The organism is Candidatus Mycobacterium wuenschmannii (genome assembly GCF_030252325.1).
Classification (GTDB): domain Bacteria; phylum Actinomycetota; class Actinomycetes; order Mycobacteriales; family Mycobacteriaceae; genus Mycobacterium; species Mycobacterium wuenschmannii.
Window position 1 is genome coordinate 1,613,576 of sequence record NZ_CP126981.1, and the last position, 19,703, is coordinate 1,633,278.

The 19,703-nt window shown below is 66.5% G+C and carries 17 protein-coding genes and 1 tRNA gene; 5 read left to right on the plus strand and 13 right to left on the minus strand.

Annotated features, from left to right (window positions below; all coding sequences use genetic code 11):
* The 9 genes from PT015_RS07855 to PT015_RS07895 form a co-directional block, all read right to left on the minus strand.
* Nucleotides 1-1,125 (minus strand): MCE family protein, encoded by a 1,125-nt coding sequence (locus PT015_RS07855; protein WP_285190071.1) that lies wholly within the window; start codon nucleotides 1,123-1,125, stop codon nucleotides 1-3.
* Nucleotides 1,122-2,522, minus strand: a complete 1,401-nt coding sequence (locus PT015_RS07860; protein WP_285190072.1) for an MCE family protein — start codon at nucleotides 2,520-2,522, stop codon at nucleotides 1,122-1,124. The genes PT015_RS07855 and PT015_RS07860 overlap by 4 nt, the downstream gene beginning before the upstream one ends.
* Nucleotides 2,522-3,895, minus strand: a complete 1,374-nt coding sequence (locus PT015_RS07865; protein WP_285190073.1) for an MCE family protein — start codon at nucleotides 3,893-3,895, stop codon at nucleotides 2,522-2,524. The genes PT015_RS07860 and PT015_RS07865 overlap by 1 nt, the downstream gene beginning before the upstream one ends.
* Nucleotides 3,892-4,920, minus strand: coding sequence for an MCE family protein (locus PT015_RS07870; protein WP_285190074.1), 1,029 nt, complete (start codon nucleotides 4,918-4,920; stop codon nucleotides 3,892-3,894). Before PT015_RS07870 ends, PT015_RS07865 begins: the two co-directional genes overlap by 4 nt.
* 35 nt (nucleotides 4,921-4,955) lie before the next feature.
* Nucleotides 4,956-6,296, minus strand: a complete 1,341-nt coding sequence (locus tag PT015_RS07875) for an MCE family protein (RefSeq protein ID WP_285190075.1) — start codon at nucleotides 6,294-6,296, stop codon at nucleotides 4,956-4,958.
* Between the two features lie 4 nt (nucleotides 6,297-6,300).
* Nucleotides 6,301-7,152 (minus strand): ABC transporter permease, encoded by an 852-nt coding sequence (locus tag PT015_RS07880; RefSeq protein WP_285190076.1) that lies wholly within the window; start codon nucleotides 7,150-7,152, stop codon nucleotides 6,301-6,303.
* On the minus strand, nucleotides 7,149-7,877 hold the full coding sequence (locus PT015_RS07885; RefSeq protein WP_285190077.1) for an MlaE family ABC transporter permease: 729 nt from the start codon (nucleotides 7,875-7,877) through the stop codon (nucleotides 7,149-7,151). Before PT015_RS07885 ends, PT015_RS07880 begins: the two co-directional genes overlap by 4 nt.
* 503 nt (nucleotides 7,878-8,380) lie before the next feature.
* Entirely contained in the window at nucleotides 8,381-10,204 is a 1,824-nt protein-coding gene (locus PT015_RS07890; protein WP_285190078.1) for a family 2A encapsulin nanocompartment cargo protein cysteine desulfurase, read from the minus strand.
* Nucleotides 10,191-11,114: a family 2A encapsulin nanocompartment shell protein gene (locus tag PT015_RS07895; protein ID WP_285190079.1), complete on the minus strand. Its 924-nt coding sequence runs from the start codon at nucleotides 11,112-11,114 to the stop codon at nucleotides 10,191-10,193. The genes PT015_RS07890 and PT015_RS07895 overlap by 14 nt, the downstream gene beginning before the upstream one ends.
* Before the next feature lie 374 nt (nucleotides 11,115-11,488).
* Between PT015_RS07895 and PT015_RS07900 the strand changes: the two genes are divergently transcribed.
* Genes PT015_RS07900 through cysE form a run of 3 tightly spaced genes read left to right on the plus strand, consistent with a single transcriptional unit; the run spans nucleotide 11,489 to nucleotide 14,395 of the window.
* Nucleotides 11,489-12,751 (plus strand): TQXA domain-containing protein, encoded by a 1,263-nt coding sequence (locus tag PT015_RS07900; RefSeq protein ID WP_285190080.1) that lies wholly within the window; start codon nucleotides 11,489-11,491, stop codon nucleotides 12,749-12,751.
* A 25-nt stretch (nucleotides 12,752-12,776) separates the two neighbouring features.
* Nucleotides 12,777-13,709 (plus strand): cysteine synthase A, encoded by a 933-nt coding sequence (cysK, locus tag PT015_RS07905; RefSeq protein WP_285190081.1) that lies wholly within the window; start codon nucleotides 12,777-12,779, stop codon nucleotides 13,707-13,709.
* Between the two features lie 2 nt (nucleotides 13,710-13,711).
* Nucleotides 13,712-14,395, plus strand: a complete 684-nt coding sequence (cysE, locus tag PT015_RS07910; protein ID WP_285190082.1) for a serine O-acetyltransferase — start codon at nucleotides 13,712-13,714, stop codon at nucleotides 14,393-14,395.
* Here the strand turns inward: cysE and PT015_RS07915 are convergent.
* Nucleotides 14,388-15,767 (minus strand): MBL fold metallo-hydrolase, encoded by a 1,380-nt coding sequence (locus PT015_RS07915; RefSeq protein WP_285190083.1) that lies wholly within the window; start codon nucleotides 15,765-15,767, stop codon nucleotides 14,388-14,390. The genes cysE and PT015_RS07915 overlap by 8 nt on opposite strands.
* A gap of 43 nt (nucleotides 15,768-15,810) precedes the next feature.
* Nucleotides 15,811-16,848, minus strand: a complete 1,038-nt coding sequence (mtnA, locus tag PT015_RS07920) for an S-methyl-5-thioribose-1-phosphate isomerase (protein ID WP_285190084.1) — start codon at nucleotides 16,846-16,848, stop codon at nucleotides 15,811-15,813.
* 70 nt (nucleotides 16,849-16,918) lie between these two features.
* On the opposite strand from mtnA, the gene PT015_RS07925 reads away from it, so the two are divergent.
* The gene (locus PT015_RS07925) at nucleotides 16,919-17,314 is read left to right on the plus strand and encodes a DUF732 domain-containing protein (RefSeq protein ID WP_285190085.1); all 396 of its coding nucleotides are present in this window, start codon (nucleotides 16,919-16,921) and stop codon (nucleotides 17,312-17,314) included.
* A gap of 9 nt (nucleotides 17,315-17,323) precedes the next feature.
* Here the strand turns inward: PT015_RS07925 and PT015_RS07930 are convergent.
* Nucleotides 17,324-17,396, minus strand: a tRNA-Asn gene (locus PT015_RS07930).
* Between the two features lie 108 nt (nucleotides 17,397-17,504).
* Here PT015_RS07930 and PT015_RS07935 point away from each other — a divergent pair.
* On the plus strand, nucleotides 17,505-17,795 hold the full coding sequence (locus tag PT015_RS07935; RefSeq protein ID WP_285190086.1) for a hypothetical protein: 291 nt from the start codon (nucleotides 17,505-17,507) through the stop codon (nucleotides 17,793-17,795).
* Here the strand turns inward: PT015_RS07935 and dnaG are convergent.
* Nucleotides 17,792-19,699, minus strand: a complete 1,908-nt coding sequence (gene dnaG, locus PT015_RS07940; protein WP_285190087.1) for a DNA primase — start codon at nucleotides 19,697-19,699, stop codon at nucleotides 17,792-17,794. The two genes, PT015_RS07935 and dnaG, sit on opposite strands and share 4 nt — an antisense overlap.
* Nucleotides 19,700-19,703 lie beyond the last annotated feature (4 nt).

A 19,703-nucleotide genomic window follows, 5' to 3' on the forward strand; every position in this document is an offset into this window, starting at 1 on the left:
TCAGTAACCCCCCCAGTGGTACGGCGCGATCAGCGGGTTGACCGCCGTGTACGGGCTGGGCATCTGGCCGATCGTGCGGCCCCACTGCATTTCGAGTTCGGTCAGGTTTCCTTCCCACCGCGATCCGGTGAAGAAGCCGCTGTCCAGCCGGCTCAAGGTCAGGTCGACGACCAGTGAGATGTTGGCGAAGTCACCTCGGAACCAGTTGGGCACAGTGCTTTTCACCCATGGCAGCGTGGTGAGGAAGTCCAGACCGCGGGTAAGCGCCGGCCCGGCGTTGGCCAATTCTCGCAGCGCCGGTGCGAGGTTACGGAAGTTGTCGACGAGCGACTTCTTCGATTGCTGGATCGTGGACGCCGCGACGGCGCTGAACTGGCCGACCTTGTCGATCGCGTCCACCAGCACTTTGCGGGTATCCGAGAGCACGCCCAGTGCCTGCGGGATCGTCGTCAAAGCCTTATCGACAGTCGCATCCTTCTCCGCCACCTGACCGGCAAGTTGGTTCACGTTGTCGATGGCCTCGATGATGTCGTCGGTCTGTTTCTTCGTCTCGGTGACGAAGATGTCCAACTGGGTCAGCAGGTTGCGCATCTCTTTCTCGCGGCCATTCAGCGCCGTGGCGAAAGTCCTGGTGAGCTCTTGGATATGACCCAGCCCGCCGCCGTTGAGCAGGATCGCCACCGAGGCGAGGGTCTGCTCCGTGGTGGGATAGGTGGCGGCCTTCGCCAGCGGGATCACCGAGCCGTTTTTCAGCTGACCCCGCGGCGCCTCGCCGATGGGTGGCGCCAACTCGATGTGCATGGAACCCAGCAGGCTGGTCTGGCCTACCTTTGCGGTGCTGTTCTCGGGCAGGTGGACGCTGCCGTCGATGCGCATTGTCACCAGCGCGTGCCAGTCCTGGACCTCGATCTTGGTGACGTTGCCGATGTTGACGTCGGCCACCCGCACGCGGGTGTTCGGCTGAATGACGACGACGTCGGGCAGCTGCGCCTGAATGGTGTAGGCGCCCTTGCCCTGTCCCGCGGTTCCGGGCAGGGGCAGCGAGTTGAGACCGCGCCAACCGCCGCAGCCCGACGTCAGCAGCATCGACGAGATGACCACCGCCGCAACGGCGATGCGCCTCATGGCGTACCTCCCGGTGGCGCGGCGGCGGGAACCATCAGACCCGGCAGGCCCGCCTGCGGATCGGTGGAACGGACCGCGATCGGTCCCGGCGGTACCGCGCCACCCGGCAGTGCCTGCGGCGACACCGGTGGCGGCGCGTCCGGGGCCGGGCCTGGGGGCGCGCCGGGCGGCGGGATGTGCGGGTTGAGCTTGTCCTCGCTGTAAGTGATCTCGTTCGGACGCGCCGACGCCCCGACGAATGGGTTGAGACCGATCGGCAGGAAGTTGTACTGGCGATTCTTGATGATCGGAGACAGGTACTGCTCGCACAGCCGCGCGGACTGCTTTGCACCGACGCGGCCATCGGATTCGATGGAGCCGCAGATGGATTGGACGGTATCGGCGAAGTTCGACAGCGCCAGAATCCCGGTCACCGCGCTCTGCGCCGGCTGGTAGATGTTCAGGAAGTTCTGGAACACGTTGGGCGCGACGTGCAGGGTCTGCTTGATGTCGCGGCGACTGTCGTTCAGCGCCGTGGTGATCTCGTTGAGGTGGTCGAAGGTCGTACCGATGGCCTCGCGGTTCTCGGCGACGAACGGCCGCAGGTCATTGACCGCGCCGTCCAGCCCGGCGATGGCCTGACCCCACTCGTTGGGCGTATTGGACATCACCGTGGTGATGGTGGCCAGGTTCTTGTTGAACGATGCGAGCAGGTCGCTGCTCGATGTCAGCGCCGCGACGAACGTCTCCAGGTTACGCAGCGTGCTGAAGATGTCCGTGCTGTGGTCACCGAGCGCCGACACCGCCTGCGAGAGCTTGATGACGGTGTCCCGCGCGGTCTCGCCCTCGCCACGCAGGTTCGCGGCCGAGGTGTTGACGAACTGGCCCAGCGCGCTGGTCCCGCCCTCGGTCGTCGGCTGCAGCGAATCGGTCAGCTTCTCCAATTGCTTTCGCAGGTCGTCCCATTCGACCGGCACCGCCGTCCGCTCCTGCGGAATGGTCGCGCCGTCGGCCAGTTTCGGGCCGCCCGAATAGACCGGGACGAGTTGGATCGCGCGCGAGGTGACCAGCGACGGCGACAGGATCGCGGCCTTGACGTCGGCCGGCAGCGAGTACTGCGAGTCGACGGTGAACGTGACTTTGGCCGCCTGAGGTTGCGGTTCGATCTTCTCGATCGTGCCGACCGCGACGCCCAGAATGCGGATCTCGTCGCCGGTGTAGACACCGTTGGTATTCGGGAAGTAGGCGATATAGGTGTTGCGAGTCACCTGCTTCCACCACGGCGACACCATCATGCTGATCCCGACGGCCAGGATCAGCAGCAGGCTGACGCCCGTCCCGATCCTCGTGACGCGTCGGTGGCTCTCTACCCAGGCGGCGCCGTTGTCAAGGCGCGCGCGGACTTTCGCGAATGCCATCAGCGACCCCCGTTCGCAGGCACTTCATTGGGCGCAGGCTGATACACCGGCGTCTGCCTGGGCGGCGGCTTGAGCTCGGCCGGCGGCCCGGGCGGCGGTCCACCGGGCGGCGGCGCCGGCGGCTCCGGCCGGAGCGGATAGCAGCCGGGCGCGCCCGGCCGGCCCGGCACACTGCAGGGCCTGTCGCCCGGATTGCCGGTGATCGCGTCTGGGATCGACCGCCGTGGCTCGCCGCCCTGCCCGGTTCGCGGATATGGCACCGGCAGCAGCGGAATTCCGGGCTGCCCGTTGCCCGGATCGGTGAGCTGCGACGGCAGCAGTGTGGCCGGATCGAGCCCGAGATCGGAGAACGCGGCGTCGGTGAACGGCTGCGCGAACTGCCCCAGCGTCAGGTTCGGCAGCGAGGCCTTGAAGAACGGCCCCGAGCCGAGCACCTCGCCAAATGACATGGCGTACTTGGGAATCAGATACAGGGTGCGCTGCAATTCCTTCTTGCGGTCGTCCAAGACCCCGAGCACGCTGTTCAGCTTGTCCAGCGCGGGCTTGAGTTGCGTCCGGTTGTCGCCGACGACCGCCGAGATCTCCCGTGTCGCCGCCCCGACGTTGGTCATCAGCGCGTCGACCGCGTTGCGCTGCGTCAGCAGCTCGGCCAGCAACGCGTTGGCGTTGATCACCAGGTTGGCGATCTGGTCGCTGCGCTTGCCCAGCACGCCCACGACCTTGTAGGCGTTGGTGAGCAGGCTGCGCAGCTTCGCGTCCCGGTTGTCCAGCGTGCTGGAGAACTGCGCGACACCTTCCAGCGCAGCCTTCAGATCGGGTGGCGTGTCCTTGAAGGTGTTCGCCAGCGTGGTCAGCGCCGACGACAGCTTCGCGGTGTCCAGCGCGCTGACGGTACTGGTCAAGTCCCCCAACGCATCTGGCAGATCGTACGGCGAGCGGGTGCGTTCCACCGGGATCGCTCCCTGCAGCTTGCCGTCGCCGCGCGGGGTGATCTCGAGCATCTTGGTGCCGAGCACGGTCTCGGTCTTGATCGACGCCTCGGTGCGGTTACCCAGCGCGACGTCGTCATCGACGGTGAAACTGACCAGCACTTTGGTGCCGTCCAGCTTGACGCTGGACACCCTGCCGACCGACAGACCCGACACCCGCACGTCGCTGTCCGGCTTGATACCACCTGCTTCGGTGAAATACGCGGAGTAGCCGGACTTTCCGGTGAGGAACGGGATCTTCTCGTAGGAGAAGACGGCGGCGACCAGCGCGACGACGATGGCGATGCCGACGAGACCGACGGTGGTCCGGTTGCGCTCGGCGAGCGGCTTGATGTTGCGCCGTTTCGCGTTCAGCGCCTGGAAGCGTTCTTTGATCGAGGTCATTTTTTCGGCAAGCACCGCCCCGTTACCTGGCTCACCAGCTTGACGAACGTGGGTTGTCCGTTGCGGCCGTTGAGCTTGATGACGACATCGCAGATGTAGAAGCCGAAGTAGTCGCCGTAGAGACCCTGTCGGGACAGCACCTGGTAGACCTCGGGAAGCGTCCGGACGATGTCGTCGAAGTAGGTGTGGTCGGATTCGATCTGTCCCGAGACCCGATCCGTCTGCACCACGGTGTCTTTGATCGGTTGCCGCGCCTGTGTCAGCAGGTCGGCGACCGACCCGGTCGCGGCGTTGATGTAGGCCACGTCCTTGGTGATGTCGTTCTTGCGCTCCGACAGGGCGCCGACGAGTTGCGAGAGCTTGTCCAGGCCGTCGGAGAACTGCTTGTCGCGGGTGCCGAAGGTGTGCAGCACGACGTTGAGGTTGTTGATCACATCGCCGATCAGCTTGTCGCGGTTGGCCAATGTGGTTGTCAGGGCCGAGGTTTCGCCGAGCACTGACGAGATGGTGGCGCCCTCGCCCTGGAACACCCGCAGCAGTTGGCCGGACAGCGCGTTCACCTGGTCGGGGTCTAGCGCGCGGAACAACGGACGGAAGCCGCCGATCAGGGCGTCGACGTCGAGCGCGGGTGACGTGCGGGCCAGCGGGATGGTGGCCTTCTCCGGCAGCCGTCGGGGCGGGCCGGGGCCGTCTTCGAGCGCGAGATACCGGTCGCCGATCAGGTTTTCGTACTTCACCGATGCCTTGGTGCCCTCGGTGAGCCGCAGCCCCTTGTCGATGGCGAAGTCGACGCGGACGGTGCCGTCCTTCTGCAGTTTGAGGTCGCTGACCTTGCCCACCTCGACGCCGGCGATGCGCACGAAGTTGCCGCCCTTGAGCCCGGAGACATTCGAAAAGACCGCGCTGTAGGAGGTGTGGGAGTCGAAGCGGAACTGGCCGAAGACCGTCACCAGGATGAACACGAAGGCAAGGGAGACAACGGTGAACGCCACCACACGCGCGATGGCGCCGGTGTTGGTTCTCATTGCGGTTCCTTACTTTTCGATACGGTCATGGTGATCTAGGACCCGGGTGGCGCCGGTGGCGTCGCGGCCCCGGCATAGTCGGGTGCACCGGAGGGCGGCTGGCCCGGGTACGCCGGCGGCAGCCCCGGGGCCGGACCGCCCGGATAGCGGATCAGCGGCGGCTGCGGAGTGCCCTTGGTGACCGGGAAGTAATTGACGTAACCGGGGAATCCGATTCCGGAGTTCGGCCGGACGTCCAGGCCGGTACCGAATCCGGTGTCGGTCACCAGGTACTTCACCGGGAAGTTGGCGCTCGCATCGGGCAGCGAACCACAGCTCGGCCTGCCGCCCGGTCCACCCTTGGCCTGCACGCGAGGCAGGTTGTCGGGGTAGCGGTACGGGTCGTCGCCAAACAGTAGGCCGCCATCGATGTTGAGCGACTTACCATTACCACCCATCGCGGCCCGGCCACCGTTCTCCAGGTACCAGACCGCGCCCTCGAACGTGCACTTGTAGGTCGGCGAGTACTTGTTCAGCAGCTCGAAGGTCGGCGCGATGAGGTTGATGGAGTCGACCAGGTTGCGTTCGTTGCGGCCGATCGTGTTGATCCCGGCGTTCGAGAAGCCGATCGCGTCCAACAGCACGTCGTTGAGCGCCTTCTTGTTCTTGGTGATCGTGACGCTGGTGGTCGTGAAGGCATCGAGAGTAGACAAGATATCCTGCGCCGCAACCGAATACGCCGCGGCGGTCTTACCGAACAGCTGCCAGTCCTTCCGGATGGTGGCCTGCTTCGGGTTGATCGCACTAAGGAATTGATTGCCACCGCTGATCGCCTCGCCGATGCGCTCGCCCTTGCCGCGGAAACCCTCGGCGAGTGCGGAGAGCACGCCGTTCAGCTTCGCCGGATCGATGGCGTGAACGATCGACTGCAGGTTCTCGAACACGGAGTTGACCTCGACGGTCACGTTGCGACTGTGCAGCACAGCGCCTTTGGCCAGTTCACGGTGGCTTGGTCCGGAGTCGGGGACGATCAGGTCGACGTATTTGGCGCCGAAGGCGGTGCTGGACTTGATCTCCGCCTCGGTGTTGCTGGGCAGGAAGCGAAATTCGTTCGGGTAGATCTTCAGCTTCAGCTTCGACAGGTTGGTGCCGGCCGAATCCGCGTAGGACTCGACCCGCGAGACCTCGCCGATCTGCACGCCGCGCAGCTTGACCTTCGCGTCGTCCTCCATGACCAGGCCCGCGCGGTCGGAGATGACGGTGAGCGGCACGGTCGTTTTCAGCGTTCCCTCGAACGCCATCGCGGTCAGCGTGCTGACGACGACGACGAACAGCACGAGTACGGGCGCCCACACGATGGGGTCTATCCCCCGGCGCCGCCGGGTGTGCTGACTCATCCCATCACCCCGACAGGTGAAAGTTGCCGGACTGCCCGTACACCGACAGCGTGATGGTCAAGAGAATGAAAACCCCTGCGGTAATGGAAGAACGCACGGCGCGACCCACCGCTTCGCCCACCCCGGCAGGCCCGCCGGTCGCGTTGTAGCCGTAGTACGTGTGGATCGCCATCACCACCGCCGCCATCGACAGCGCCTCGGTGAACGACCAGAGCAGATCGGTGGGATGCAGGAACGACGTGAAGTAGTGGTCGTACACGCCGCGCGACTGCCCGTAGACAACGGTCGTTCCGAATCGCGTCGCCAGGAATCCCATCAGCATGGCGGTGGTGTAGATCGGGATGACCGCGGCGACCCCGGCAACGATGCGGGTGGACGCCAGGTAGGTGATCGGGCGGATGGCCATCGCCTCCAGCGCGTCGATCTCCTCGTTGATGCGCATGGCCCCGAGCTGCGCGGTCGCGCCGGCGCCGATGGTCGCGGCCAGCGCTACCCCGGCGGTCGCAGGCACGATGAAGCGGACGTTGAGGAACGCACCCAAAAACCCTGTGAGAGCTTCGATTCCGACGTTCGACAGGGTGTTGTAGCCCTGCACTGCGATCAGCGCGCCGGTGGTCAGGGTCAGGAATCCGACGATGACCACCGTGCCGCCGATGACGGCGAGCGCGCCGGTGCCCATGCCCAGGACGGCGATCAGCCGCAGCACCTCGCCCGGATAGCGCCGGACCGCGTCGACGGTGGAGCCGAGCGCGTTGCCGACGAACGCGGTCTGCGCCCCCAGGGTCCGGATGGAATCGACGACGCGCCCGGCGATGTCGGCCCCCGGAATGTAGCGCTCGTCTTCCGTGGTGGTCATGGCGACACCTTCACGCCGAACGCGGTGCACAGGATGTTGATCAGGAACAGCGCCATGAAGGCGAACACCACGGTCTCGTTGACGGCGTTCCCCACCGCGATCGGTCCGCCGCCAACGGAAAGCCCTTTGTAGCAGGCGATCAGACCGGCCGAGAGGCCGAACAGCAGCGCCTTGACGAGCGACACGATCACCTGTGGCAGGCCGGTCAGCAGGGTCATCCCGAAGATGAACGCTCCCGGGGTGACGTGCTGCACGTAGACGACGAAGAAGTAGCTGCCCGTCAGGCCGACCACCGCCACCGCCGAATACAGCAGCAGCGCAACGAAAGTCGCGGCGATGACCCGCGGCACCACCAGGGCATGGATCGGGTTGACGCCGATGACCTTCATCGCGTCGATCTCCTCGCGGATGGTCCTCGCACCGAGGTCCGCGCACATGGCGGTGGCGCCGGCGCCCGACACCACGATCGCCGTCACGACCGGTCCCACCTGGGTCACCGAGGCCAGCGCGGCCCCGGCGCCGGACAGGTCACCCGCCCCGACCTCGATCAGCACGATGTTCAGCGTGAACACGATCAGCACGGTGTACGGAACCGACAGCACCAGGGTGGGAACGATGGATACTCGCGCCACGAACCAGATCTGGTCGATCAGCTCGCGGACGGCGAACGGTCGGCGGAACATAGCCGCGAACGTCTCGCCGGCGAGTACGACGAAGTCGCCCATCGCCGAAGCCGGCCTTGACCAGTCGAGGCCCGCTACCGTCGGTCCTGGAGATCGTTGCGCCAACGACTTACCCGATCCGCCGCTGTGACGTGAACCACGCCTCAGTTTGCTCGACGACCATTGCCTCATTGACGGGGGTCGATGAGCGCACGTCAACCATTGCATCCGCGATGATTGTGAAGCTCATCGAGTTTGCTCGATTCGCAGACTCTCGATGCAACTCATCGCGCTCCTCTGGCTTCGGGAAAGTTTCGGGTCACCCGGCTGTCAGTGGGTGCGCGCGCGTGCAGGTGCACGACGGCGATGCCGTGGACCGACTGCACGCATAGACCACGACGGAAACTTACGGATATTCGGCTCCGTGGGGGAGATTTCGAATCAATCAGAAGAAATGTGAGACCGGCAGGCTCATATGCCGGAAAAGCCGCTTTGAGCTGGTAAGACGCCCCTGATGCCGACAGGCCCGGCACCTGATGAACAGTGCCGGGCCGGTCGGAACGGAATCAGCCGACGTTTGTGCCGCCCTCGGCGATCCGTCGCACCGCCCGCAGGAAGACGTCGATCTCGTCGTGGGTGTTGTAGAAGGAGAACGACGGCCGCACCGTCGCCTCCAGACCCAGCCGCCGCAGGGCGGGTTGCGCGCAGTGGTGCCCCGCGCGGACCGCGATCCCCTCGGCGTTCAGCGCCTTGCCCACCTCGAGCGGTTCGTGGCCGGCCAGCACGAACGACAGCACGCTGGCCTTCTCCTCTGCGGTGCCGACCAGACGTACCCCGGGGATGTCTGCGAGCCGCGGCGTCGCGTACTCGAGCAGTTCATGCTCGTAGGCCGCGATGCGCTCGATGCCCAGCCGCTGCACGTAACGCAGTGCCTCGGTGAGCCCGACGGCATCGGCGATGTTGCCGGTGCCGGCCTCGAACTTGATCGGCGGACCCTGATACAGCGACCGCTCCAGGGTGACGTCGGCGATCATGTGACCACCGCCCTGCCACGGCGGCGTCTCGGTCAGCGCTTCCTCAGTCCCGTACAGCGCACCGATTCCGGTGGGCCCGTAGATCTTGTGACCGGAGAATACGTAGAAATCCGCACCGAGCGCCGCGACGTCGGTGGGGATGTGCTGTATCGACTGAGCACCATCGATCAGCACCCGCGCGCCGTAGCGGTGACCCAGCTCGACGATCTTGTCGACCGGCACCACGGTGCCCAGGGCATTCGAAACCTGGCTGGCCGCAACCAGTTTGGTCCGGGGGCCCAGCAGGTGTTCGAACTCGCTCAGCAGCAGATTGCCCGCGTCGTCGATCGGGGCAACCTTCAGGATCGCCCCGGTCTTCTGCGAAATCAGCTGCCACGGAACGATGTTCGCGTGATGCTCCAGGTGGGTGATGACTATCTCGTCACCCGGCTGCAGGTGCTTACTCCCCCATGCGTGCGCCACCAAGTTGATCGCCTCGGTGGTGCCGCGGGTGAACACGATGTTCTCCGAACTCGGCGCCCCGATGAAGTCGGCGATGGTGTCGCGCGCCTCCTCGTAGGCGTCGGTAGCCCGGGCCGCCAACTCGTGTGCGGCGCGGTGGATGTTCGAGTTCTCGTGCGAGTAGAACTTCACCAGACGGTCGATGACCACCTGCGGCTTCTGCGTGGTGGCGGCGTTGTCGAACCAGATCAGCGGCTTGCCGTTGATCACTTCCTTGAGGATGGGGAAGTCCGCCCGCACCGCGTTGACGTCGAAAATCTCGTGGTCGTCAGTGAGCTGCGGGACCTGGTCATTGGCGGTGAGAAATTGGTAACTGCCCTCATCGGAGGGCAGGCCGATCGGCGCATCCGACGTGCCGGGCACACCGGTGAGCAACCCCAAATCCGGAACCGACGGCGCGCCGGTCGGCCAGGACGGCGCCGAACCGCGCGGAGCGACCGGAACCGAAGGCACGCCACCCGCCAGTACGCCCGGCAGCGTCGGGACGATGCCCGTGGTGGGCACCGCGAACGCGGTGAGGTCCGGCACGTTGCCCCGCGGGGCCACCGGAACCGCCTGCGGCGGGGGCTCCGGCTCCGGCGACGTCGGGGCCGGAAGGTAGACGTCGGAGACGCCGAGCAGCGGAACCGGCACCGGATACCGATCCGCGGAGCCGGCCGCCGTCTGACCTGCCGCGGCAGCCGTCGTGGTGTCGGGCGCGCTGCCCCGCGGGGCGACGGGCGCCGATTGCGGCGGGGTGTCAAAAGCCGGCCGGATGCTGGCCGCGTACAGCTGGCTGGCCAGCGCCGACAGTTCCGCGGAGCTGAGTGGCAAGTCGCTTTCGGCGTCTACCGCGCGGTGCTCACTTGTACTCATGGAAGCGGTCCACGGCGACGCCATCGAGGACGGCCAGCGCGTCGTCGGTCAGCACGGCCAGGGAGGTGTACAGCGTCACCAGATAGCGGGCGATCGCCGACTCGTTGATGCCGGTGAACCGCACCGACAGGCCCGGCGCCTGCTCGCCGACCAGGCCCGGCTGGAACAGACCGACCACGCCTTGGCGCTCCTCACCGGTGCGGACCAGGATGAACTTGGTCTTGCCCTTCTCCACCGGCACCTTGTCCGACGGGATGATCGGGATGCCGCGCCACGTGATGAACTGCGCGCCGAACAGGCTGACGACCACCGGGGGCACACCGCGACGGGTGGCCTCGCGGCCGAATGCCGCCACGCCCAGCGGGTGGGTCAGGATGAAGCTCGGCGTCTTCCACACCTTGGTGATCAGCGCGTCGAGGTCGTCGGGGGTGGGCGGTCCGGTCAGCGTCTGGATCGTCTGCTCGGGCGTCGCCTGGGCGAGGAGACCGTATTCGGGGCTGTTGACCAGCTCGAACTCCTGGCGCTCCTTGATCGTCTCGATGGTCAGCCGTAGCTGCTGGGCGACCTGGTCGTGCGGGCTGGAGTAGAGGTCGGACACCCGGGTGTGGATGTCGAGCAGGGTCGAGATCGTGCGCAGCGTGTACTCGCGCGGGCTGGTCTCGTAGTCGACGTAGGTCTCGGGCAGCGGACCCTCGACACCCGAGCCCTCCTCGGCGTGAATCGCGACCTGATCGGGGTTGACCACCCGGTTGACCCGGTAGATACCGGCCTCGACCGGCACCCAGCTGAGCAGGTGGAGCAACCACCGCGGGGTGACCGTAGAGAGCTGGGGAACGGTCTTGGTGGCATTGGCAAGCTGCCTGGCGGCGAGATCGCCGAGTGCCTGAGACTCATTCTGAGCGGACGTCATCGTGGTCCTTCCGTGCGTGGCCGAATTCTGCAGCGGACGTGAGTGGAGATCGTCGCCGACCGGGGTGCGATCACCCGACCGCCGAGCCTAGGCAAGTGTAAAACCGACCGACCAGGTTTACAGCCTGGCTGAGCGAAACAAACCTGCCTGCGACACATCACCTATAGTGGTGCTATGCAACACCCCGCACCGCTGCGCTTCATCCCCTCGCGCTGCTTCGTCGTGCACTGTTGTTGCTGTTGTTGTCGTTGATTTCCTGACGCCCTTCTGACGCTGTAGAAATCTTCGCGCTTCCCCCGGGTCGATGACCTCCGCTTGTTCGGAGGAATCGCATTGCGCACCGCAACAAAGTCTTTCAGGAAGCTCTGGCAACAATGACGATTCTGTTCTCCCACCACCGCACAGCGGAACGGATAGCGACCGCCCGCCGCACCTCGGTCCGGCCGGCCACCGAACTGTCGCGTCTGACCCGCTACCGCGGTGGCACCTACTCCCACACCGTGGAAAAGGTCCTGTTCACCGACGGCACCTCGGCGCGCACCGATCTGATCCGGCTCAACCCCAACGTGCCGGCTTACTCCCTGGACTTCACCGGCGTCGCGCCGAACTACCCGTCGCGGTACGAGCCGGGCACCTGGTCGGAACTCCCCCACCTACGAGTGTCGGGCAAAGAAGCTGAGGTCGACTGGATCCTGCGGCATTCCTACCCGCTGTTGCCCATCGGCGAGCTCAGCCGCCGGGTGCGCGAGGCCGGCTACCCGATCGGGGCGGCCAACATCAGCGAGCACGAGGCGATCGCCGCCACCCAGGCCGCGATCTGGTTCCTGACCAACGGGCTAGCCCTGGAGACCCGTCCGCTCAACGTGCCGGTCGCCGTGCGGCGCGCGGCCGGGGTCACGACGTTCGAATTCGACGGTGAGCCGCAGCTGGGCGGCTACTCGGTCTGGTCGCGCTCCAGCGCGGAGCTCCGCCTGCAAAAATCATCGAACGGGCTTGTCTGGCATGATGTTTCGGGTTCTCTTCTGACGACCGGAGCCGAAGCCGGCCGCTACCAGCGGACGCTGGGCGAGGGCAGCACGCTGTCGGCCAGCAGCCACGGCCGCGGCGGACGCGGCTACCGCTACTACCGGCTGATCGCCACGTCCGAGGCCGGCGCCCCGCGCATCGACCACGTCAGCTTCTGGCTGACGGGCTCGCGGCACTACCGCAACTCCGACAAGGTTGTGCACCTGTACAACTACCTGCTCGCCGGGTCGGCGGCGGCGGCCCGGGCGGCCCAACAGACCGGTGGCGAGCCAGCACTCGTCGATAGTGACGCCGTCGCCGATGCCGATCTGATCGGTCCATTCCAGGTGACGACGCGACTCTCGCTCACCGCCCCGGAGGATCATCACCTGGTCTGCGCGGACGGATTCCCCGTCGAATCGGTCGCGCCGCACACCGACTTCTACGTGCGCCGGGTTCCGGGTTCCTCGGGCGTGACCCTGACCGCCAAAACTCCCGCCGATCTGCACGGACGTGTGCTGACCGGCGTGGCGTTGGACCCGGCGGCGCACCGCTTCACCCCGGTCGCGCTAGCCATCCCCACCGAGACAGCCATAGAGTTCGACATAAGCTGGGAGGCCGACGAACTTTGATCCGCGACCGTTGGAGCGAATCTCAATGAGCATTGCCGAAGACGTCACGCAGCTAGTCGGACACACGCCGCTGGTCCGCCTCCGTCGGGTCACCGAAGGTGCGGTGGCCGATGTCGTGGCCAAGCTGGAGTACTTCAATCCCGGGGGCAGCGTCAAAGACCGCATCGGGGTCGCGATGCTGGACGCCGCCGAAGAAGCGGGGTTGATCAAACCCGACACCATCATCCTGGAACCGACCAGCGGCAACACCGGTATCGCGCTGGCGATGGTGGCGGCGGCGCGCGGCTACAAGCTCGTGCTGACCATGCCGGACACCATGAGCGTCGAGCGGCGAATTCTGTTGCGCGCGTACGGCGCCGAGCTCGTCTTGACTCCAGGCAAAGAGGGCATGCCCGGTGCTATCGCCAAGGCCGAGGAACTGGCCAAGAGCGATCAGCGGTACTTCATCCCGCAGCAGTTCGAGAATCCGGCCAATCCGGCGGTCCACCGCGCCACCACCGCCGAAGAGGTGTGGAGCCAAACCGACGGCAAGGTCGACTTTTTCGTGTCGGGCGTCGGTACTGGCGGCACGATCAGCGGTGTCGCGCAGGTGATCAAGGAGCGCAAGCCGGAGGCGCAGTTCATCGCCGTCGAGCCGTCGGCATCGCCGGTGCTGTCCGGCGGTCAGAAGGGGCCGCACCCGATTCAGGGCATCGGCGCCGGGTTCGTCCCGCCGGTCTACGACGAGAGCGTGGTCGACGAGGTCATCCAGGTCGGCAACGAGCACGCCCTGGCCATGGCCCGCCGGCTGGCCTCCGAAGAAGGACTACTGGTCGGTATCTCCTCGGGTGCGGCCGTGGTGGCGGCGTTGGAAGTCGCTCGCCGGCCGGAGAACAAAGGCAAGCTGGTCGTGGTGATCCTGCCCTCCAACGGCGAACGGTATTTGAGCACAGTGCTGTTCTCCGAACTGGCGGACTAGCGATGCTCGACGCGTTCCGGGACGACATTCGGGCGGCGAGGGAACGCGATCCCGCGAACCCCAGCACGCTGCAAGTCGTCTTCGCTTACCCAGGGGTGCATGCCATTTGGGGCCACCGAGTCAGCCATTGGCTGTGGGGTCGCGGCGCGAAGGTGGCCGCCCGCACGCTTGGCGAGGTCACCCGGATCTTCACCGGTGTCGACGTCCACCCGGGGGCGACGCTGGGCACCGGGCTGTTCATCGACCACGCCACCGGTGTGGTCATCGGTGAGACCGCCGAGGTGGGCGACGACGTGACGATCTACCACGGCGTCACACTCGGCGGCAGTGGAAAAGACACCGGCAAGCGGCATCCCACGATCGGCGACCGCGTGACGATCGGCGCGGGCGCCAAGATTCTCGGCGCCATCAAAGTCGGCGACGACAGCCGCATCGGCGCGAATGCCGTTGTTGTCAAAGAGGTTCCGTCCGGCGCCGTGGTCATCGGCGTACCAGGGCAGGCCATCAGCCGCGCCAAGCCGGGCACCGGGGACGACTCGATGATGCCCGACCTCGTCGGCGTCAGCCTGCAGTCACTTCTCACCCGGGTGGCCAAGCTCGAAGAAGAGGCCGACACGCCGCAGACCGAGGGCATCATCCGTCCGCCCGAAGCCGGCGTGTGGCACGGCGAAGACTTCTCTATCTGATCACTAGGCCCGCGTCGTCCCAGGCGCTGTAGCCACCAAGCAGGTCTCCCACGTTCTGGAAACCCGCGGCGCGCAGCAGGCTGGCCGCGATCAGCGAGCGGTATCCGCTGGCGCAGTAGGTGATAACCGGCGCAGAGGGATCGAGGTTGTCGAGCGACTCGGTCAACGTGGGCAGCGGAATCTCCTGTGCGCCGGGCACTACGCCGTCCTCGGTCTCCCCCGGGTTGCGGACGTCGACGATCTGCAGGTCGGGTTCGTCGTTGCCCAATTCGGCCAACTGCTCGGGCGTGAATCGTGCCGCAGTCTCGACCAGGTGCGGCGAGTGCGTGAAAATGCCTGGCAGGTCTTCCAATTGGCCGACCACCCGGTCGAAACCGACCCGCGCCAGCCGGATTCGAGATTCCTGGGCCAGCGACGCGTCGCCGACCAGGACGATGTCGCGATCGGGCGGGAAGACCTGGCCCGCGCCTTCGGCGAAGCGGCCATCGAGTCCGATGTTGACGGCGCCGCTCATGTGACCTCGGGTGTATTCCGCCGCCTCGCGGGTGTCGAGCAGGACCGCCCCGGCCGCGGCATACCTGCGGACCTCGTCGACGCTCAGCAGCGGCGGCGCACTGTCATCGAGCAACGGGCGCTGCTCGCGGTTGCGCACCGAGTCGTACTCGAAGTAGCGCGGTTGCGGCGCTTGACCCTCGGTGATCGAAGCGACGAACTCGTCGACGTCGGAGAATTGCAGTGCGTAGTTGTCGCGGCGCTGTTCACCGATCGTCGAACTGGTCTCGCTCGACATTTGCTTGCCGCATGCCGATCCGGCGCCGTGCGCGGGGAAGACCCGGGTCGCGTCGGGCAGCGTCAAGAGCTGCTCGTGTAGCGAGGTGTACAGCTCGCGCGCCAGTTCCTCCGACGAAAGGCCCTCGCCGGAAAGCAGATCCGGGCGCCCCACGTCACCGACGAACAGCGTGTCGCCGGTGAGCACTCCGTAGGGCACCTCGTCGTCGGGGTATTCATAGACCACGACCGAGATCGACTCCGGCGTGTGGCCGGGTGTCGCACGGACCTCTAACGTGACCTCGCCCAACGAGATTCGCTGACCGTCGTGCAGCGGGTCGACAGGAAAGTCCACCGTGGCTTTGTCTCCATAGCTGATCGTCGCGCCGGTGGCCTCGGCGAGTTCCAGATGGCCGGTCAGAAAGTCGGCGTGGATGTGCGTCTCGATGACCCGCTCTATCGTCAGACCGTGCTCGGCGGCCTCGGCCAGGTAGACGTCGGTGTCGCGGCGCGGATCGACCACGACCGCACGGCCGGTGCTCTCGTCGCCGATCAGGTACGAGCCTTGCGACAGGCAGTCCAGGTAGTGCTGCGTGAAGATCATGGATTCAAGTTTCCCGGCGGCGGCCTCCACCAGCAATTTGAAATCACCGTGAGTTCAAGAAGTTCCTGGTTATCCGTTGTCCCGCAGCGGTATTGACCTCGCCGATCACACCGTTCTCGGTCACGATGGCCGTGATGAGGTCGGGCGGCGTGACGTCGAACGCGGGATTGAACACCGCAGAGCCGTGCGGAGCGGTGGCGACGCCGCCGACATGGGTGATCTCGTCGGCAGCGCGCTGCTCGACGACGATGTCGAGTCCGGTCGCGGTAGTCGGATCGCGGGTCGACTCGGGCGCGACGACGATGACCGGAATCCCGTGCCGGCGCGCGGCGATCGCCAGTGGGTAGGTGCCGATCTTGTTCGCGACCGAGCCGTCGGCGGCGATGCGGTCGGCGCCGACCATGACACAGTCGACCTCTTCGGTGGCCATCGCCCAAGCCGCGGCGGAATCAATGATCAGCCGGTACGGGATGCCGGCCTCGGCCAGTTCCCAGGTGGTCAGCCGGGCACCCTGGAGGAGTGGCCGGGTCTCGTCGACCAACACCTCGGCGATCTTGCCGCGGGCATTCAGTTCCATCACCGCGCCCAGCGCCGTGCCGACGGTGGTGGCGGCCAGTCGACCACTGTTGCAGTGCGTGAGCACCCGCAGCGGGCGGTCCGGGCACAACAGCGACACCAGGTCGGCGGTATGGGCGGCGGATCGCCGGTTGGCCGCCCCGTCTTCGGCCAGCATCCGCTGGGCTTCGGCCAGCACGGCGTCCGGGCCGGCCGGCAGCGCGGCCAGCGCCCGGTCGACGCCCCAGGCCAGGTTGACCGCGGTGGGCCGGGCCGAGGCGATGCGCCGGGCCTCTGCCGTCGCCTTCTCGGCGTCATCGGCGTGGGTGAAGGCCGCCAGCGCCACCCCCAAGGCGCCGGCCACCCCGAGCGCCGGGGCGCCGCGGATGGCCAGGGTCGTGATGGCGTCGACCAGGTCGTCGACGGTTGCGAGCCGTAACCAGCGCAGATCGTGCGGCAGCGCGCGCTGATCGATGGCCCGAATCGCGCCGTCGTCCCACCCGACGGTGGTGTCCGCAGTCGTCACAAGCCCCATCCAACCCCTCGGCCCGACGACTCAACAGGACAACCCTGCCGATCTGGAAGAGAATGAATCGATGCGATTGCTTTTTGCCCTGGCCAGTACCGCCATTGCCATCGGATGTGCCGCGCCGGCAGTTGCCGATCCGCCCGACCAGTCCAACACCACGATTCCGCCGGACCCCGCCGCGGATGCCCGGTTCGTCGACTCGCTCACCAAGGCGGGCATGACGTTTCGGGACGGCTCGGCTGCTATCGCAGCCGGCCGGATGGCCTGCGATCTGATGAACTCGGGCACGTCCGAACAAGACGTCGTCAGCAAGCTGAGCATGCTCAACCCGGGTCTGAACTCCGGCGGTGCGATGAAGTTCGCGGCGCTGGCATCCAGCGCCTACTGTCCCGATTACCTCACCCGGTCCAGCGCCCAGGACAAGTCGCAGAGCAAGGGACTTTTCGGCGGAATGGGCCACTAGAAAGGCTTGCTCCCCCGGGTGGACTCGAACCACCAACCCTCCGGTTAACAGCCGAATGCTCTGCCAATTGAGCTACAGGGGACTGCTTGGTGCCCGCGAACACGGCGCGGACCGAGTGATGACTCTAGCGTACCGCTGTCCGCACGCCCAACCAGACCGTTCGCCCGCCGGGCGGCGGCCATTCGCCGTCATGGGGCAGGATGGACGCACACCGACCGATCCTGAAGAAGGGACCGTTTTGATCCGCTACGTCGTCGCGCTGGGACTGGGCTATGTGTTGGGCACCAAGGCCGGTCGGCGTCGCTACGAGCAGATCGTCGGCACCTACCGAGCGCTGACCAGTAGCCCCGCCGCCAAGTCGGTGATCGACGGAAGCCGCCGCAGAATCGCGAACAAGGTCTCGCCCGACTCGCGGATGGTGACCCTGACCGAGATCGACGACAAGACGAGCGTGATCGAGCGCGAACAGCATCGCTCCTAGGCGGTGAGGTCGTCGCCGCTGGCCTGCTCGAGCAGGCTGCGCCGGTAGGCCTCCATCGCCACCAGGTCGCCGAACAGCGCGTGGTACTCATCGCCCTGCTCCACCGGTGACATCCGCTGCAGCCTGGATTTCACGTCGGCGATCTGCCGGCCGATCCAGACTTCCTGCAGGCGGGCCAGCACGCCGGCGATATAGCGCGGCAACTTCTCGTCGTCCTCGACCCGGATGGTCTCGACGCCGAGTTCGTTGACCAGCCCGGCCGCCGCGGGCGACGGTGCCTTCTGCCGCACCGCGTCCAGCCACTCCGCGCCGCCGATACCGGTCGCGGTGCCACCGGCCGCCTCGATCGCGGTACACACCGCGGCGTAGCCGGGATGGGTGAAGCTCTCGACGGTGAGCTGGTCGAACACCGGCCCCGCCAGCGCCGGGTACTGCAGCGCGGACTTGAGCGCCTCCCGCTGCGGCCACAGCGTGGGGTCCTTCGGATTGGGCCGCGGCACAGCCGGTTTGGCACCGGGATCAGCCTGCGCGGCGGGGCGACGGGGCTTGTTACGCCCTTGCGCCGTCGGGCTTTTCGCTTCTTCGCGCACCCGGCCGATGACCTGCGCGACGTCGTCCCAGCCGACCCAGCCCGCGAGTTGTCGGGCGTACTCGTCCCGCAGCGTCGGGTCCTTGATCTGCGCGACGATCGGCACGCACCGCCGCAGCGCCGAGACCCGGCCCTCGGCGTTGTCCAGATCGATGTCGCTCAGCGTGGTCCGAATCGCGAACTCGAACAACGGAGTTCGTCGCGCCACCAGATCGCGCAGCGAGCCGTCACCGGATTTCAGCCGCAGGTCGCACGGGTCCATACCGTCGGCCGCGACCGCGACGAACGACTGGCCGGCCAACTGCTGCTCGCCGGAGAACGCCTTGAGCGCGGCCGCCTTGCCTGCCTCGTCACCGTCGAAGACGTAGATGAGCTCGCCGCGAAAGAAGTTGTCGTCCATCATGAGTCGGCGCAGCATCGAGAGGTGCTCCTCGCCGAACGCGGTACCACAGGATGCCACCGCGGTGGTGACCCCGGCCAGATGCATCGCCATCACGTCGGTGTAGCCCTCCACGACGACGGCCTGGTGCCCCTTGGCGATGTCGCGCTTGGCCAGGTCGATGCCGAACAACACCGACGACTTCTTGTACAGCAACGTCTCTGGCGTGTTGACGTACTTGGCTTCCATCTGGTCGTCGTCGAACAACCGACGCGCGCCGAACCCGATCACCTCGCCGGCCGACGATCGGATGGGCCACAGCAGCCGCCGGTGGAAGCGGTCCATCGGACCACGACGGCCTTCGCGCGACAGGCCCGCGGCCTCGAGCTCCTTGAACTCAAAACCTTTGCGCAGCAAGTGCTTTGTCAGGGTGTCCCAGCCCGACGGGGCAAACCCGCAGCCGAAGCGGCGGGCGGCGTCGCCGTCGAAGTTTCGCTCCTTGAGGTAGGTGCGGGCCTGCTGCGCCTCCGGCGACTCCAGCGCGGCCGCGTAGAACGCCTGCGCCTCGGCGTTGGCCGCGATCAGCCGGCTGCGACTTCCGCGGTCGCGCTGCACGTTGGTGGCCGCGGCGCCGGTGTAGGTGATCGTGTGCCCGATCCGGTCGGCCAGCACCTCGACGGCCTCGACGAAGCTGACGTGCTCGATCTTCTGCACAAAGGCGTACACGTCGCCGCCCTCGCCGCAGCCGAAGCAGTGGAAGTGGCCGTGGTTGGGCCGCACGTGGAACGACGGCGACTTCTCGTCGTGGAACGGGCAGAGCCCCTTCATCGAATCCGCGCCGGCCCTGCGCAGTTGGACGTAGTCGCCGACGACGTCCTCGATGCGGACGCGTTCGCGGATGGCGGCGATATCGCGATCGGAGATGCGGCCGGCCATCGGG